An 18,268-nucleotide genomic window follows, 5' to 3' on the forward strand; every position below is an offset into this window, starting at 1 on the left:
ATCGGGTTGTTGTTTTACGTAATGTAAACATTTCTGTTTTTCATTACACTTACTTTGAGCCTCTTATTTGCCTGATTGAATATGACAAAAGTCAGTATTGCAAATGGCATTCGTCATTCGCCTGGCATGTGCTTTCAAATAGCTTTGCCATGTTTCCATTCGCTTAACCCTCTATAAAATATGGAATTAGAAAAATTCAGCTACGACAACAAGATAGTAAAGTACTTTGCTATTGCTACAGTTGTCTTTGGTATCGTGGGTATGCTGGTAGGCCTTACTGCAGCCATTCAGCTTTTTTACCCGATATTCAATTTTGACCTGCAGTACACCACTTTTGGTAGAATCAGGCCGCTGCACACCAATGCGGTGATTTTTGCATTTGTGGGCAACGCTATGTTTGCCGGTGTGTATTACTCCTTGCAACGGCTGCTAAAAGCCAGAATGCTGAGCGACGCCTTAAGCTGGATTCACTTCTGGGGCTGGCAACTCATTATTGTGGCTGCGGCCATCACATTGCCGCTTGGTTTCACGTCCTCTAAGGAGTATGCCGAGCTGGAATGGCCGATCGACATTGCCATCGCCCTCATTTGGGTCGTTTTCGGCATCAACATGATAGGCACCATCCTCAAGAGGCGGGAGAGGCACATGTATGTGGCCATTTGGTTTTACATTGCCACATTCGTCACCGTTGCAGTGCTTCATATTTTCAACTCGTTTGCATGGCCGGTAAGCCTGTTCAAAAGCTATTCAGCCTTTGCTGGTGTGCAGGATGCACTGGTTCAGTGGTGGTATGGTCACAACGCCGTGGCTTTTTTCCTTACCACACCCTTCCTTGGCTTGATGTACTATTACCTGCCCAAGGCGGCTAACAGACCAGTTTACTCTTATAAGCTGTCTATTATTCACTTCTGGTCTTTGATATTTATTTACATCTGGGCAGGCCCTCACCATTTGCTCTATACCTCTTTGCCCAATTGGGCTCAGTCACTCGGTGTTGTCTTCTCCATCATGCTCCTGGCTCCTTCGTGGGGTGGTATGCTCAATGGCCTGCTAACGCTTCGTGGTGCCTGGGACAGGGTGCGTGAAGATGCAGTGTTGAAATTTATGGTGGTGGCAGTTACCGCCTATGGTATGTCAACATTCGAAGGACCTATGCTTTCACTGAAAAATGTGAATGCCATTGCTCACTTCACCGACTGGATCATTGCCCACGTGCACATAGGTGGCCTGGGCTGGAATGGTTTCCTTACTTTCGGCATGCTCTACTGGATGATCCCACGGATTTATGGGACAAAGCTTTTCTCCGACAAGCTCGCCAATTTCCACTTCTGGATTGGTACCCTTGGTATCATTTTCTATGCCTTGCCACTCTATTGGGCAGGTATTACCCAAAGTTTGATGTGGAAACAATTCACAGAAGATGGTTTCTTGCAGTATCCTAACTTCCTTGAAACTGTCACTCAAATTGTGCCTATGTACATGTTGAGAGCTGTTGGTGGTTTGCTGTATATTATAGGAGTGCTGGTAATGGCTTACAACCTTGTGAAAACAGCCTATGCGGGTAAGCTGATTGCCAATGAACCAGCCGAAGCACCAGCGCTTGAAAAGAGGGAAATTGTTGGAGGGCATTGGCACGCCGTATTGGAGCGCAAGCCGATCATTTTTACCAGTCTGGCACTTGTTGCCATTTTAATCGGCGGGGTGATTGAGTTTGTGCCGGCATTTTTGATCAAATCCAATGTGCCCACTATCGCCAGCGTGAAACCTTACACACCATTGGAATTGCACGGCCGAGATATTTATATCCGGGAGGGCTGCAATACTTGCCATTCTCAAATGGTGCGCCCATTCAGGGAGGAAACGGAGCGCTATGGAGAATATTCTAAGGCAGGAGAGTTTGTGTACGACCATCCATTCCTGTGGGGCTCTAAACGTACCGGGCCCGATTTGCACCGGGTAGGCGCCAAGTACCCCGATTCATGGCATTTCAATCACATGCTTGACCCCACATCCATGTCGCCCGGCTCTATTATGCCTCCCTATCCCTGGTTGTTTGAGCAACAGGTAGATGCCGACTTAACTCCGGCCATGATCAGTGCATTGCGCCATGTAGGGGTACCTTACGAGGAAGGGTTTGAAGATGAAGCCAATGCGCTTATGAGTAAACAAGCTGCATTGATAGCCACAAACCTGAAAAAGGATGGCATAGAGATCGCTCCGGAGGCAGAAATCATCGCACTCATCGCCTATTTGCAACGCCTGGGCACTGACATCAAAGTGAAGGGAGTTGCCAATCAAAATGTATCGTCAACCCAAGAAGGAGGAAACTAGCCATGTATAAGGAAGTATTAAGATCAATCACGGGCATAGAGATTTGGCCGCTTGTTTCACTGGCCATCTTCTTCGCCTTCTTTGTCGGGCTATTGCTTTGGGTCTGGTTGGCAGATAAAGACTATATCGATGAAATGAGCCACCTCCCTATGGATAGCGATCAAAGTTCCACACCTAACCAGTTGAATCATGACACACTTAAATAGACTTTTGGCCTTACTAAAGAACAAGCCGAAAACGTGTTTAACGCTTTTTGGATTGCTGATGCCTGCCGTGGGCTTTGGCCAGGATGCAAGTGCTTCATCAGCCACCTCCGATAGCCCTGAATTGTTGCTCTACACTGCCATGGCGCTTGTGGTCATTGTGGCCGTTCTCGTACTAGTAGTAGCGCTCTATACCCTTACCATTATTAAAGTAATTATCAGGAAGGAAAAAGTGAGCGAGCTAGCTGACCAGGGGCTGACCTATGAAGAAGGCCCCGGCTTCTGGGCGAGGTTCAATCAAAAAATGACGGATGCGGTGCCACTTGAAAAAGAGGACGCCGTATTGCTCGATCATAACTACGATGGCATCAGAGAGCTCGACAATCACCTGCCACCCTGGTGGAAGTACATGTTTTATTTGTCTATAGTTTTTGCAGTGGTTTATATGCTCGCCTACCATGTTTTCGATACACTTCCACTTCAGGAGGAGGAATATCAAAACGAATTAGCGTTGGCCAGTGAGGAGGCTGAGGCCAGAAAGCTACTTGCTGTAAACGAGCTGGATGAGAACAGTGTTGAAGCAACGGCTGTTGAAGCTGAACTTGCTAATGGAAAAGACATCTTCGACAAGAGTTGCGCCGTGTGCCACGCTGCTGACGGCGGCGGCGGCGTTGGGCCTAACCTGACCGATGTTTACTGGATTCATGGGGGATCAATTGGCGATGTATTCAAAACCATCAAATACGGTGTGCCGCAGAAGGGTATGATCGCCTGGCAGGCTACTTTGAAACCAACAGACATCAGGGACGTTGCGAGTTACATCCTGACTATGCAGGGCACTACGCCCGCAAGCCCCAAAGAACCCCAGGGAGATCCTTATGAGCCGGGAGCCGCAGGGCAGGAATCTGGAAACTAGAGCCAAGACGTAAGTGTCCCAAAAAAGCGATGGAAGATTTATATGAATATGATGAACTGTACCGTGACACGATTGCCACTGTAGACGAACAGGGCAAGCGAGTGTGGATTAACCCCAAAAAGCCCAAAGGGAGGTATCACACCTACAGGATAGCAGTAACAGTGCTTTTGTTAGGTTTATTATTTGGTGCCCCCTTCCTTTCCTGGAAGGGGCACCCAATGTTCCTTTTCAATATTTTCGAGCGCAAGTTTATTCTATTCGGCACGGTATTCTGGCCTCAGGATTTTATCATTTTTGGGATAGGCATGATCGCCTTCTTTGTGTTTGTGATTCTTTTTACCGTAGTATTCGGCCGTATTTGGTGTGGCTGGATGTGCCCTCAGACTATCTTCATGGAGATGGTCTTTCGGAAAATCGAGTACTGGATCGAGGGAGATGCCAACCAGCAGCGTAAACTGGCCAGACAGGACTGGAATTTTGAAAAGATTTGGAAGAAGGGCCTCAAGCTTTCCATCTTTTTGGGGATTTCGGCGCTTATCGCCCATACCCTTATGGCCTATCTGATTGGGATTGACGAGGTGGTTACCATTGTATCGCAGCCGCCCACAGCACACATGGCGGGTTTCATTGGGCTTATTGCTTTTACAGGGATCTTCTTTTGGGTTTTTGCCTATTTTAGAGAGCAGGCTTGTATCGCTGTTTGTCCTTATGGCCGTTTGCAGGGTGTGCTTCTCGACAAAGAGTCAATCGTTGTGGCCTACAACTGGTTGCGGGGCGAACCCAGAGGAAAAATAAAGAAAGAAGTAACCGGAGCAAAAGCCGAACCACCTAAGGGTGATTGCATCGATTGTAAGCTTTGTGTGCATGTGTGCCCAACCGGAATCGACATCAGAAACGGCACCCAGCTGGAGTGCGTCAACTGCACAGCCTGCATAGACGCATGCGACGAGGTAATGACGAAGGTTGACCGCCCAACGGGCCTCATTGGTTACTACAGTCACAGCATGGTCAGTGAGGGGAAGAAGTTTTCTTTTAACACCAGGATAGCTGCCTACACCGCAGTCCTTGTGGGAATTTTGGGGCTATTGGCCTTTCTGCTTACCACCCGAACAGACGTGGAAGCTACCATGCTGCGTGTTCCGGGAATGCTTTATCAGGAGAAGGAAAACGGAATGATCTCCAATCTTTACAATATTCAGTTTGTGAACAAAACCTATGAGGATATTCACATAGAAGTGAAGCTGAAAGACGCCCAGGGAGGCACGATTGACCGGGTAGGGGGCGAAGGCCTGGTGATACCGGCAGCCAGCAACCTGGAGTCCGTTTACTTTATTGACCTGCCACGAGAGAATGTGACCGAAACCAGTAATAAGCTGGTGATACAACTCTATAGAGACGGAGAGTTGCTTGATGAGATAAAGACAAACTTTCTAGGGCCCTTTAAACAGAAAAAGCCATGAACTTCGGAAGCTGGATTACAGTAGCCTTTGTGCTATTTGCAGGTCTTATTATCAGCCTTGTGGTGGTGTGCGTGCGGCAGGATGTGTCGCTGGTTTCAGCAGACTACTACCAGCAGGAAATCAAGTACCAATCGAGGATCGATGACATTTCCAACGCCCAGGAATCATCGACAAAAGTTGAGGTAACCCGCACGCCCGGTGAGAACCGGCTGGAGCTTTCATTCGGTGAACAAGGAGCTGCACTGACTGGCGAAGTCGTCATGTTTCGTCCATCTGATGCCAAACTTGATAAGAAGTTTTTGCTGAAGCTGGACGATACAGGAAGTTTTCAAATGGACACCTCTCAGCTAAAAAAGGGACTTTGGAAAATGAAAATTTCCTGGCAACAAGGAGGACAGACTTTCTTTGAAGAGAAAACTATAGTGATCTGATATGCCGCTCTGGTCAGCTTTTGTGCTTGGACTATTTGGCAGCCTACACTGTGCAGGCATGTGTGGCCCGCTTGTTTTTGCCCTTCACAAAGGAGGTAGCGGCTATGGAAAAATCACCTACCACACGGGTAGAATTCTTACCTACGCTCTGTTGGGCCTTACACTGGGTGGTCTTGGTTTTGCCGCCCAACTTGCAGGTTTGCAAAAGTGGTTTTCTCTCCTGCTTGGTATTGGGCTGCTTGCGTCAGTGATATTTCCCTTGATTTCTTCCCGATTTCATAGTCATTACCTTACCGCAAAAACAACTGGATGGCTATCAGGCCATGTCAGAAAATGGATGAGCAAGGCAGTGGCTTCGAGTGGCCCGTTTCGCCAACTTTGGCTTGGCGGATTGAACGGCCTGCTGCCTTGCGGCATGGTCTACATTGCCATAGCCGGTTCATTGTCCATGGCCAACTACTTTCAAAGTAGCTTATACATGATCTTCTTTGGTCTGGGCACCTGGCCCATGTTGTTGGCTATTTCCTATGGCAGTGGGTTAGCCAATCATCTCAGCTGGCTGAGCGTAAGAAGGCTGGCTCCCATTTTTATTGCGTGTCTTGGCCTGTTGCTCATTTGGCGTGGGCTCAATCTTCACATTGAGTATATGCCGGGGGCGCCTGGCAGCAGTCCTTTTGCTGGAATTACAATCTGTACGACTCCCTGATACTTCTACAAGCATATCTGCAGATTTACTATCTTTGAGTAAAAGGCAAGAAATGGACTCTTTCGAACTCAAATTTCCGGATAAAGTACTTGACTCCTTTACAGAGGAGGAGTTTTATCTGTTTTGCCAGCAAAACAGAGACTTGAAGTTTGAACGAACTTTTGATAAAAGAATTATCATTATGACACCAAGCGGGGGGTTAATTGGTAATAAGGGAATGCGCATTGGTGCGAGGCTTGATGCGTGGAATGAGCAAACCAACCTTGGATATACGTTTGATTCGTCTACCGGATTCACGCTTCCAAATGCAGCAGTTCGCTCCCCCGATGCATCATGGGTTGCAAAAGCCAGATGGGAGGCACTTTCACTTGCAGAGCAAGAAAGGTTTCCGCCAATTTGTCCCGACTTTATCATTGAACTGATGTCTCCTTCTGATCGGCTTTCCGAGTTACACAAGAAAATGGAAGAGTATCAAAGCAATGGTTGTCGTCTTGGCTGGTTGATCGACTCCGCAAAGCGGGTGACATACATTTATCGCTCTGAAGGAATGATTGAAAATCCATTCAACAAGGTTCTTGATGGCGAAATGGTGCTGCCAGGTTTTAGCCTAAATCTGACAAAGATATTTTAATGGGCCTCACTGGTCTTTCAATGAGGCCACAGGATTACCTGTAGCTGCTACCAGGCTGTGGTAACCGACTGTAAACAGCGTGACAATCAGGATGAGGCCAGCCGAAGAAATAAAAGTGATTGGGCTGGGGCTGATCCGGAATTCAAACTCTTGCAGCCAATTGCTCATGGCATAATAGGCGATAGGGAAGGCGATCAAAATAGAAACGCCAACCAGCTTCAGAAAGTCCTTCGAAATCAATAGCATGATGCTCGAAACCGAGGCACCGATCACTTTTCTCAGTCCGATTTCTTTTTTCCTTTGCTCTGCCGTGTACGAAGCAAGGCCAAACAAACCCATGCAGGCAATAACAATGGTAAAAATGGAGAACGTGGCAAAAACCTGGCCTTTCGACTCATCTGCCTGGTATTTCTCGTAGAAATCCTGCTCAAGAAAGGAATACTGTAGTGGCCTGTTGGTAATAATATCTTTCCAGGTCTTGTCAATAAAACTTAACACATCGCCAGTGTTAGCCGTGTTGATCCTCACCAGCAAAATACCGTTTTGGATACTGTTGTGAATAATCATGGGCATGATAGGCTCCTGAAGCGCTCTCTGGTGAAAGTTCTTAATAACGCCTACCACTTTTACTTCCCGGGTTTGCAGGCCGTCACCAGTCATTACCTTGAACCGCTTTCCGATAGGCTCCGTCCAGCCCATTTCCCGGGCCAGCTCCTGGTTCACTATCACAGCGTTGGAAGTATCGCTCTTTGTGCCTTCGGAAAAATTGCGCCCCTCTACCACCTCTATTTCAAGCGTTGGGAGGTAGCCAGCATCCACCTGACAGCTCATAAACCCCTTTTCCGTAAAACCTCCCTGTTCCATTTCCACAAATATACCGTTCAGGTTAAAGTCACCTCCGGGAGTGGCCCACCCGGAGCCTACACTGTAAATATCCGGATTAGTCAAAAGCGACTGTTTTAGCACGTCAAGTTTTTTGCGTGCCTCTTGCCCCTCCAGCGGAATGCGGATGACCTGATCTTTGTTGAAGCCGAGGTTCTTTTCTTTCATAAAGTTGAGCTGGTCGTACACCACCCAGGTGCAGATCACCATTATGATCGAAATGGAAAACTGGAAGACCACTAACGTTTTCCTGAGTGCCGGATTCCCCGATTTGGAGGAGACTCTGCCCTTTAGTACCTGCGCCGACTGGAACCTGGACAGGTAGAAAGCCGGGTAGCTTCCCGACACCAAACCTAAAAACACCAAAACCCCACTTAAAGCAAGCAAAATAACGGGATCCTTATAGAACTCTCGGGTGATCGTCTTGTCGGCAAGTTCATTAAAATAGGGAAGAAGGAAGAAGGCTAAAACGACACTTAACACAACGGAAAGAAGAGTCACCACCATGGCCTCCACAGTGAATTGGATCATCAATTGCTTGCGATAAGAGCCAAGCACTTTTCTGATGCCCACTTCTTTGGCCCGCATGGTGCCCCGTGCTGTGGCAAGGTTCATATAGTTAATGGAGGCAATAAGCAATATGAATACAGCGACGATGGAGAAAACATAGATATAGGTGATGTCTCCGGCTGGCTCAATTTGTCCTTCATTTTTAGAGTAGAGGTGAATACTGGCGAGCGGTTCAAGGTAAAAGTCGGCTTTTGCATTGAACTGGCGGAAGAGGTCACCGGTATACTTTTCCATAAACACTGGGGATCGGGCTTCCAGCACTTTTGGGTTAGTGCCAGGAGCAAGCAGAAGGTATACCCAGTCGTTGATATTGCCCCACGCAGAAGGGCCTTGCACCGGCAAGCTGCTATAGGAGATAAGTGCCCTGGGCTGAAAATGTGAGTTGGTCGGCGCATCTTTCATCACACCGGTAACAATTCTTTGCCACTCTTCAGACCCTGTTTTGATCACCTTGCCTATTGGCTCATCGTCGCCAAAATATTTTTTTGCCACACTTTCAGTCAGCACAATTGAATTGGGCTCAACAAGTGCCTTTTGAGGATCTCCTTTGAGTAGTTGAAGACTAAAAATGGAAAAGAAAGAAGAATCGGCGAAATAGAATTTCTCCTCGTAGAATTGCTGATCATCTTTTGTCACCAATTCCCTGCCAGGGTAGTTGATCCGAACAAAATTTTCTACTTCGGGAAAATCTGCCATCATGGTAGGCCCAATGGGTGACATAGCCTGGCAAATATCCACTTTGGTGTCTTGAATAGAGGCGTGCATGCCTACACGGTATATTTGATCGGCGTTTTTGTTGAAGGCATCGAAGCTCAGCTCGTCTTTGATATAGAGCAAAAGAAACAGGCTGGAAAGCACGCCAGCCGTTAAACCAAAAATATTGATGAAGCTATAAAAGCCCTGGCGGCGCAAATTTCTGATGGCGACAATTATATAACTTCTGAGCATAAAGAGAAGATTTATGCAAAACCAGCCACAAGTTACGTACCTGTTTGTCTATGTGTCTGATTAACAGTAGATTATAAAAATACTCAATTAGGAGTATTGTTTAATTGTACGCTTATGAGTCAATTAGCTGTTCGACAGTGTACACATTTTGCCTCTTGGTCAAAGTTTGATGACTTTTTGACAAATAGTTTATATTGTTACATGTTTTAAATTAGTATTAGCGCTAGCCTGAGTATTATGCTGACCAAACCAAACACTCCCAAGACTAAGTATGCCTTTCTGGTAGTACTAACCATTGCTTTCATTTTGAGCTTTAGGCCTTCTAAGTTGCAAGCCCAGACCGATCCAACCCAACAGGCGGCACTTGTTGATTTATTCAACTCAACGGATGGGCCAAACTGGGCCAACAATTTGAACTGGCTCACGGGAGATGCCTCCACCTGGGCCGGAGTAACGGTTGTGGGTGCCGATGTAGTGCAGATCGACTTACCCTCGAATTTTATGACGGGGCCAATTCCAGCATCTATTGGAGATTTGACCGCTCTTACTGCCCTGGATCTTTCAGATAACGCTCTCACCGGACCTTTGCCAGTTGAAATTGGTGGTTTGGGCTCATTAATCTCACTGGATTTATCGGCGAACTTTTTGTCAGGGGCTCTTCCAAATGAGCTTAGCAATATTGGGTCGGGGCTGGCAATATTGAACTTAAGCGGCAATCAATTTTCCGGTGCCATTCCTTCGTCTTTGGCTCTGTTATCCGGTTTGGCGCAGGTAGACTTTTCTTACAACAACTTTGACAATTTGCCAGACTTTGTGCTTGTGCCAGACTGGCCATCACTGACTACCCTGCATGTCGACGGCAATAACCTCCAATTCGGAGACCTTGAACCATACGAATCTGTTGGCACATTTACCTACGGTGCGCAGCAGCCTTTTGGTGGGCTGTATCCAACAGAGTATTTTCTGAACCCTTCCGAAACTCAAACGCTTACCTTTGCCCCTACAGGGACTGGCCTTACTTTCCAGTGGATGAAAGACGATGTTGATATTGGTGGTGCTGTGTCTTCATCATACACTATCCCCAGTTTTTCTCCGGCTGATGAAGGGGTTTATGTGCTGAAGGTAAGTCATCCTAGTTTAACAGATGATTTTATACCTTCAGCCCCCCGAACGCTGAAGCAACTGCATGAAACGTACTTCACGCTGGACAGGACAAACGCTGCGTTTGGCGAGAATGCACCCATCATCACTTATGCACAAGCGTGGGCAGACATCGACTTAGATGGTGACGATGATTTGTTCCTGGGTACTGTTAGCACAGCAGTTGCAGGCTTCCCCAATCTTTTGTACGAGAACAATGGTGATGGAACTTTCACCTCACTTTTAAGCGCAGGCGATTTAACCGCTGACGTTACCGACCCGAGAAGCGCCAGTTGGGGGGATATTAACAACGACGGCTATCCTGACATTTTTGTTAGTGATTTGGGTTATCGCACGGGCGCACCGCTAACCACCGATATCAAAGTTTACGTTAATAATCAAGACAAGACCTTTACTGCAATCACCCTGCCTGTGGTTGCCAATCTTGACAATACCGAAGGAGGGGTTTGGGGAGACTACGACGCTGACGGGTTTATCGACCTGGCAGTATGGGGCAGTGTTAACCCATCCAGCCCGCTTACACTTTTCAGAAACAATGGAGACAATACCTTTTCTGAGGTTGTGGGAGCGTTAAATTTTATGCTATACGACATTGCCACTGCAAGCTGGATTGACGTAGATGGCAATGGAACGCTCGATCTTTTTGTGAGTGCTACGGGGTTCAGGGCATATTTCCAGAACAACGGAGATGGTACTTTTACACAAAACTTTACCAGTGTGCTGGTAACAACACCCTTGGCGAGTACAAGAGGCCATAGCTGGGGCGATCTTAACAATGATGGTTTGGTTGACCTTGTGCAGTTGAGCCAAGCCTCTCAAACCACTTTTTTTATTAACAATGGAGGAGGTAACTTCACCGTTTCCGATGATATCACTGCTACAGGATTTGACATCAATGCACGGACCTCAAGCCTTGGTGATATCGACAATGATGGCGACCTTGACCTCGTCACGCTTTCTACGGCGATCAATCCATCGATATTTCTGAACGACGGCACGGGCAATTTTACAAAGCTGACAGCCAGTCAGCAAAGTATGCTTGATTTTAGCCCATTTGGTGCGGTGACACTTACTGATTTCTCAAGCGATGGTTATTTGGATCTACTGACTTTTACCAACGATGCGAATACGGGCACAACCGAAAACGTACCAAGAGCCAACGTTAATACTGCCGCAAGTGGCAATAACTGGCTTAAAGTAAATCTGGTTGGCAGTGTTTCTAACCATATGGGACTTGGAGCAAAATTAACCCTTCAGTATTCGAACGGAACACAGACAAGAACAATCACTAGCTCCTCTGGGTTTGCTTCAGCCAATGCACTAACAGCTCATTTTGGCTTGGGTAGTGAAACAACCATGGACTATCTTCAGGTAGAATGGCCTTCGGGAACAGTGGATATTGTCAATGCCCCCTCGGCCAATCAGTTGCTAACAGTCACTGAGGGAGGAAACCCACCACCTCCAACAGGTCTTTTGGCTGCTACCTCATCTGTTAGCTCGATCCAGGTGAAATGGAATCCATTTTCACCATCAAATGGTGGCCTGAATTTGTATCTAGAGCGAGCGACCAGCGAAGCTGGACCGTATCTGCCGGCTCCTGGCTACATAAGTGATACAGTTGCAAACTACACTGACGTGGGTTTATTTGCTAACACCGTGTACTATTATCGTATAAGGTATGATGACGGATTAACTCAATCAATTTATAGCCCCGTTGTAACCGCAGCCACGTTCAGCACTGGCTTGCCCGACACCTGGAATATTCAACAAGCATTTACAACTCCCGGCAGGCTAACCCTTCTCGATATGGCGGTGGATAGCCTGGGCAACACCTACCTGGCCGGTAATTTTGCGGGCACTTTATTCTTAAATGGTGATAGTATCTATTCCAACGGCGCTAACGATGCCATTGTCGTTAAAGTGAATGCGGCCAAAGCAATTGAATGGATAAAAACATTTGGAAGCCCGGCGGTGGACCTTGCTATCGACGTGGCCATCGGCCCAGGAGGAACTATTTATGTGGCAGGCTACCATCGGGGTGCTTTTACGGTTGACAGCCAGTCGGCACCGGCACCGGTTGGTGGTGCACAGGATGGCTATGTTGCCCGCCTTTCGCCAGATGGAACGGTGACTTGGATTACAACACTGGGCTCCCCTGGAGAAGCCACCGTCAATAAGCTGGCTGTGGATGCGGCTGGCAATGCCTACCTGGCAGGATACTACAATGGAGACTTTACATTCGGAGCTACTACATTTAGCGGCGGAGGAGGAGGGCCCGCTCTTTATAAAGTGGGGCCTGATGGCAGCAAGGTTTTTGCCAGGTTTGGTACACTTGTGGGCAACACCCGCTTTGTTAACAATTTTAACTCGGTCGCAGTTAGCGGCAACAATATCTACGTTTCGGGTGAAGTAGACGGCCAGTGGTCTTTCGAAGGTACGCCGATCACCCCAAATGCGCTCAGAGATGCGGTATTGATTAACTACGGCACTGACGGATCCTTGAAATGGGTTAAAACCCTTGCAGGGCCAGGAGAAGACTATAGTGCAGAGGTGACGGTTGACGGAGCCGGAAATGTATTTTGGACAGGGGATTTTGACGGTGCCACAGCTACTGTCGATGCTGTGAGTGTTGCTAACTCGGGGAGTGGATACGATATCTTTCTTGCAAAGGTCAATGGCACCGACGGAGCAGTACTTTGGGGCAAAAGTGCAGGCACGCCTAATGAAAGCGATTTTCCCTATAGTTTGACCACGGATGGGAATAGCGCATTTGTTGCAGGTACAATGGGCTATGGTGCCACCAGCTTCGACTCCAACACGCTCAGCAACGGAAGGCTTTTCTTAGCTTCCTACGGAACCGATGGTGCTGTGCGTTGGGCAGACAAATCAGAAGGATCGTTCGGCCTCCCTTGGGGACTGGAATATTCGCCTATTGATCAGGGGATTCTAATGACGGGTTCTTTTGAATACACTCAGCGCTTTGGCGTCACCGATTTAATAGACCAGGGCAATAGAAATGGATTTTTGGTTTTTCATAACGATTCTGGTTTGCCTATTCCGGCTGCGCCTGGAGCCTTTCAGGCATTTGCCACCTTCGATGGTTCGGTTAGCGCAAAGTGGGCAGCTGTGCCGGGTATAGCAAGTTATAGTTTGGAGCGGGCGGATGATTTCATTGGCCCATACAGCCAAATTGCCTCTTTGCCTGATTCAGTGCTGACCTATTCCGATGTGTCAGTGGCTTCGGGAGCGACCTATTACTACCGGTTGAGATCTTTGCAAGGTGTATATTCCGACTATACTTATACTGAAGAAGTATTTACGTTTTCAAATTCTTTGGCGGATTCCTGGGACAATACGAAGTTTTTTAAAGGAAGGGGCAGGGAAAACTTTCTTGATGTGGTCACTGACGCATCGGGTTCTTCTTATTTGGTTGGATATACCACAGACACCACCACATTTGGTGCGCTGCAAGTCACCAGCAAAGGAGCACATGACCTTTTGGCTGTCAAACTTGATTCTTTAGGTAGCCCAGTTTGGGCAAAAAGTTTCGGCAGCACAGGAACCGACATTTTAGAGGGAGTTCAGATTGATGGGCAAGGAAGTGTGTATGTGACGGGTTATTACAACGGTGCGATGACAGTCGGAGCTGATTCGCTTCCGGCTCTGGGTCATAATGACATAATTACCATCAAGCTCAATGCAGCGAATGGTGACGTGATTTGGTCTAAGTCAGGGGGAGGGGCTGGTGATTCCGGAGGTTTGTCAGTCGCCGTCGATTCAGCAGGAAATGTGTTTGTCGCTGGCTACTTCAATGGCAGCCTTACCCATGGTGCGACAACTTTGACAGGAGGGGGTCATGCACTATTGAAATACGATGCCACTGGCGCACCGCTTCTGGCTTTGCAAGGGACCCTCGTCTCCGCTCAAACGGACTTTGTTAACCAGTTTCAAAGAGTAAAAGCAAATAACTCCGGAGTGTATGTTCTGGGGCAGTACAGCAACGACTGGACATTTGGGGGACTTCCTGCCACTGGCATTGGCGGAACAGACCTTTTTGTAGCTCACTACGACCTCGCAGGAAACATACAATGGCTTCGATCTATAGGTGGTGCAGGCGACGATGAGGCCAGGGACATTGCCCTTGATGCAAATGGAGATGTGTTGGTGCTAGCTTTTCCCAAAAGCACCTCGATTTCGATAGACACGATAACTGTAAGCCAAAATGGACAATTGAACCTGATTGCCAAGCTGAGCGGCAACACAGGTGCTGGTATCTGGGGGAAAACTTTTGGAACGCCACAAGGCAGTGACTACCCTTATAAAATAGCCGCTGACCCCACAGGCTTTTTTGTAGCCGGTGCAATGGATATTGAGCCGACACAGTTTGGTGGGCCGGTCGTCAATGGAGGTCTTTTATACCTTGCCTCGTTTGATACCAACGGCACCATTAAATGGGCAGATGCCGGTGAGGGAGAGCTATATTCCTGGGCGATGAACTATTCTGCCTATCACAATGCGGCGGTGGTGGCAGGCGGGGTGCATTTTAATGCGCAAATTGGATCGGCAAAGTTTGAAGGTGTTGAGGAAAGGGATTTGTTCTTCAGTATGCACGGTCAGTCGGCTACGCCACTGGCTCCTGTTATCAGCAGGGCTGTCGCCGCAAATACCACGTCTGCTTATATCGAGTGGACGCCAGTGATTAATGCCTCTTCGTACCTTGTACAGGCCAAGCTTTCGGGTGCAACTGCTTTTTCAAATATCAAGGTGGTACCCTCCGATACATCACAGGTGCTTATAAAAAGCCTTTTGCCGGACAGTGTTTACAACGTGAGGGTGGTCGCCTATGGTCAAAGTGTTAGTCAGTCTGCAGTGTCAGCGTCGGCAAATGTGACGATGTCCTGTGGAGCGCTTCCTTTAACGGATGGAGATTATCTGGTGAAGTATGGTGCAAGAAAACGAGACGGGGTAGTCATACCAAGTGAGGAGTCGTATGCGGCCATTTATTCCACAGTGCCTGGCACCTATATTATCAATGGATTAACGGGCGGCTACTACAAAAAGTACTTCGGCTCGGCGACAGTTATTGACACACTAAGCAGGGTATGCAACGTGGTTTCAAAACCTTCACTGACAGACCCTACGGGCGTTTTGGCGTCTGTGTCCTCAGTTGTTTATGCTCCCGATACGTTGTGGATGGAGTACAAAACAGCAAGCGGCGATTGGCTTAACTTGCGCTTTTTCAAGACAGCCAGCCAAATGGACTCAGCTGACCTGGCTGCTATAGTTAAGCTGTATGATACTACCGGCGGCGATACCTGGACGAACAAAACCAATTGGAAGTCAGCTTTGCCTGTTGGTTTCTGGCATGGCATAAAGACCTCCAATGGCAGAGTAGTAGAAATCGATCTTCCCGGAAACAATTTGATAGGGGAGCTGCCCGCCGAGCTATTTGGCATGGACTCTCTGCGTATATTGAACCTGGGAGCCAACCAATTGACCGGAACAATTCCTTCAAGCATTACAGGGATGAAAGGGCTCGAAATGCTGTACTTGAATGACAACCAGATAAGTGGTGAGATACCAGATGACATAGGTCTGCTTCAGTCACTCAATGCCCTCGATTTGGGGCGAAATCAGCTAATCGGGGGCCTGCCAGAATCAATTGGCAACCTCACCAAGCTGGAATCTATTTTCGGAGTGATGGGGAACCAATTGGAGGGAATAATTCCACCTACAATCGGGAACCTCAATAAGCTGAAGATTCTCGCCCTTGATGCCAATCAGTTTGACGGATCGGTGCCGGCAGAAATTGGTAATATGACCTCCCTGGAGGCGCTATATCTACATCAGAATAAGCTCACAGGCCCATTGCCTGACTCCATTGCAAAGCTTAAAAGTTTAAAGTCACTTTACCTCTTCGACAATCAACTTGAAGGGTCGGTGCCAGCTAGCGTGGCCACCATGGACAGCCTGCAGATTCTTATTTTGCAGCAGAACCAGTTCACGTTCGTGCCCAACCTCACTGGGTTGGCCAGCCTCGACACACTAAACATCTCAAATAACAAGGTGGGCTTTGGCTCCATTGAGCCGAACCTGGCGGTGAATGGCTTTGCTTATAGCCCACAAGGGAGGTTTGGGCTCCCACTCGATACGCTGCATAGCGCAGGCGATGCGTTCCTGTTTGAGTTAGAAATGGGAGGATCCACGAACAGCTACCAGTGGTTCAAAGATGATGCGGAGATTGCTGGTGCCGTAGAACAAGACTATTTTATTGCGAGTACGACGGAGGACAGTGAGGGAACCTATTTTGCCCGTGTGGCCAATGCATCGGTGCCCGACCTTGTGCTGGACACAGATGAGTACGTGTTGAAGATCTCGTCACGAAAAAGAGATAGTTTGGCGCTCGTGGCGATCTATGAAGGAACCGATGGGCCAAACTGGGTAAACAAGACCAACTGGCTACAGGGAGAGTTGTCTACCTGGGGTGGGATAACGCTCAAGAATGGACGAGTGAGCCAGCTCAATTTGCCAAATAACCGCATGGTTGGCCCTATGCCAGCAGCCATCAGAGACATTGGCGAGCTAGCCGTTATTAATCTTTCTAACTCAGCTCCTTCGTTCGACCCGGCAATAGACAACCAGATCAGGTTCCTTCCTGATCTTAAGCGATTGGACAGCTTAACCTCTGTGGATTTAACGAGAAACAGACTCGGTTTTGTCAGCATCGAAACAAACCTGGCTGCTCTTGGCGACAAGTTCTTATTCAGTCCTCAGCGTAGGTTTGGTGAAACCCGATACGACAGCGTGCCTGTCGGGCAGGCTCATAAGGTAGCCATTGAGGTCAGCGGTCTTACCAACAACTACCAATGGTACTTTAACGATCAGGCTATTGAAGGCGCAACAAGGCGATTCCACATTATCGACAACGTGACCTATGACAAGATGGGTGCTTATTTCGTGGAGGTGAAGAGCCCGAAAGTGCCTGATTTCAGTATTCGAAACAGGAATCAGAATGTGTTGGCTACAACAACTATCTCTGGTTCGATAAACTCAGCTTTCGATCAGAGTCCATTGACTAGCGGCGTGGCTATCGTATACAAGATCAAAGACGGCCCCTACGATTCCATCGCAGCTGCACAAGTGTCACCTGAGGGGGCATTTATAGCTGAAAAAATTGTACTTGGTGATTACATCATTATCGCCAAACCGGACTTAGAGTTGTTCCCCGACGCTCTGCAAACCTATTATTCAAGCACCATAGACTGGGTACAAGCGGATACTTTGCGAGTCAGGAATCCGGTTTCAGGGTTGGCCATTGGTCTTCTCGGTACACCACCACCACTCAACGGCGATGGTGTGATAACAGGAGGAGTTGACTCTGACTTACCAGACAGCGTATTCACTGATGAAGAGGCTCGAATTCTTGACAGAAGACGTGTGGCTGGGGCCGGAGTGAGCTTGAGTCGCCAGCGGTTTAGGGCAAAGGGCAATGAGTTTGACTATGATTTTGTGGCATATACAGTGACGGATGAAGAAGGGAATTTTAGTTTTGGCACTTTGCCAGACGACACCTATCTCATAAATATTCAGTACCCGGGTGTTCCAATGGATCAGAGTTCTGATATTTTGCTAACACTAGGCACAGAGACGGATCTCAACGAGATTTCAGTAGCCGCACTTGTAACGCCCGAAGGAATTGTAGTGGACAAAGTAGCAGTAAAGGGGATTGCAGCTCCGTTTATTCGTGACCTTAATGTGTACCCTAACCCCGGCGAGGATATTATTAGTCTCGATTATTTCGTCAGAAGAAAGGTTGAGAGTCTTAACTTGAGGGTGACGGATGTGACTGGAAGAGAGCTGATGTTACAAGCACTTCCGTTTAGTCATGGGCCCCAAAGAACAGCGATGGATATTTCTGGACTTACGCCTGGAATGTACATTCTCGTAATTTCTGATGAAGCAGGAAGCTTCACTGAGACATGGAGGATTCAGAAAAAATAGAGGAAAAATTGTAGACAGCTATTTGCAT

At 47.8% G+C, this 18,268-nt stretch carries 8 protein-coding genes; 7 read left to right on the top strand and 1 reads right to left on the bottom strand.

Annotated features, from left to right (window positions below; genetic code table 11):
* Positions 1 to 180 precede the first annotated feature (180 nt).
* The 6 genes from ccoN to GC130_RS27240 all read left to right on the top strand — a co-directional run bounded on the left by ccoN (position 181) and on the right by GC130_RS27240 (position 6,678).
* Positions 181 to 2,331, top strand: a complete 2,151-nt coding sequence (ccoN, locus tag GC130_RS27210) for a cytochrome-c oxidase, cbb3-type subunit I (protein ID WP_152001525.1) — start codon at positions 181 to 183, stop codon at positions 2,329 to 2,331.
* Between the two features lie 189 nt (positions 2,332 to 2,520).
* Positions 2,521 to 3,450 carry a cbb3-type cytochrome c oxidase N-terminal domain-containing protein gene (locus GC130_RS27220; RefSeq protein ID WP_226940626.1) on the top strand — a complete coding sequence of 310 codons (930 nt, stop codon included), beginning with the start codon at positions 2,521 to 2,523 and terminating at the stop codon, positions 3,448 to 3,450.
* 29 nt (positions 3,451 to 3,479) lie between these two features.
* A complete protein-coding gene (gene ccoG, locus GC130_RS27225) occupies positions 3,480 to 4,910 on the top strand; it encodes a cytochrome c oxidase accessory protein CcoG (RefSeq protein ID WP_152001527.1) in 1,431 nt (476 codons plus the stop codon).
* Positions 4,907 to 5,341 (top strand): FixH family protein, encoded by a 435-nt coding sequence (locus tag GC130_RS27230; RefSeq protein WP_152001528.1) that lies wholly within the window; start codon positions 4,907 to 4,909, stop codon positions 5,339 to 5,341. The genes ccoG and GC130_RS27230 overlap by 4 nt, the downstream gene beginning before the upstream one ends.
* Before the next feature lies 1 nt (position 5,342).
* Entirely contained in the window at positions 5,343 to 6,047 is a 705-nt protein-coding gene (locus GC130_RS27235) for a sulfite exporter TauE/SafE family protein (protein ID WP_152001529.1), read from the top strand.
* A gap of 52 nt (positions 6,048 to 6,099) precedes the next feature.
* Positions 6,100 to 6,678 carry a Uma2 family endonuclease gene (locus tag GC130_RS27240; protein ID WP_152001530.1) on the top strand — a complete coding sequence of 193 codons (579 nt, stop codon included), beginning with the start codon at positions 6,100 to 6,102 and terminating at the stop codon, positions 6,676 to 6,678.
* Between the two features lie 6 nt (positions 6,679 to 6,684).
* Here the strand turns inward: GC130_RS27240 and GC130_RS27245 are convergent, their stop codons facing one another.
* Positions 6,685 to 9,078, bottom strand: a complete 2,394-nt coding sequence (locus tag GC130_RS27245) for an ABC transporter permease (RefSeq protein WP_152001531.1) — start codon at positions 9,076 to 9,078, stop codon at positions 6,685 to 6,687.
* A 237-nt stretch (positions 9,079 to 9,315) separates the two neighbouring features.
* Between GC130_RS27245 and GC130_RS27250 the strand changes: the two genes are divergently transcribed.
* Positions 9,316 to 18,240: an FG-GAP-like repeat-containing protein gene (locus tag GC130_RS27250; protein WP_152001532.1), complete on the top strand. Its 8,925-nt coding sequence runs from the start codon at positions 9,316 to 9,318 to the stop codon at positions 18,238 to 18,240.
* Positions 18,241 to 18,268: the final 28 nt, after the last annotated feature.

The sequence above is a fragment of the Imperialibacter sp. EC-SDR9 genome, from assembly GCF_902498805.1.
Taxonomy (GTDB): domain Bacteria; phylum Bacteroidota; class Bacteroidia; order Cytophagales; family Cyclobacteriaceae; genus Imperialibacter.

Coding starts and splice junctions, on each gene's coding strand:
- ccoN (WP_152001525.1), top strand. CDS start 181: ATGGAATTAGAAAAATTCAGCTACGACAACAAGATAGTAAAGTACTTT.
- GC130_RS27220 (WP_226940626.1), top strand. CDS start 2,521: ATGACACACTTAAATAGACTTTTGGCCTTACTAAAGAACAAGCCGAAA.
- ccoG (WP_152001527.1), top strand. CDS start 3,480: ATGGAAGATTTATATGAATATGATGAACTGTACCGTGACACGATTGCC.
- GC130_RS27230 (WP_152001528.1), top strand. CDS start 4,907: ATGAACTTCGGAAGCTGGATTACAGTAGCCTTTGTGCTATTTGCAGGT.
- GC130_RS27235 (WP_152001529.1), top strand. CDS start 5,343: ATGCCGCTCTGGTCAGCTTTTGTGCTTGGACTATTTGGCAGCCTACAC.
- GC130_RS27240 (WP_152001530.1), top strand. CDS start 6,100: ATGGACTCTTTCGAACTCAAATTTCCGGATAAAGTACTTGACTCCTTT.
- GC130_RS27245 (WP_152001531.1), bottom strand. CDS start 9,078: ATGCTCAGAAGTTATATAATTGTCGCCATCAGAAATTTGCGCCGCCAG.
- GC130_RS27250 (WP_152001532.1), top strand. CDS start 9,316: ATGCTGACCAAACCAAACACTCCCAAGACTAAGTATGCCTTTCTGGTA.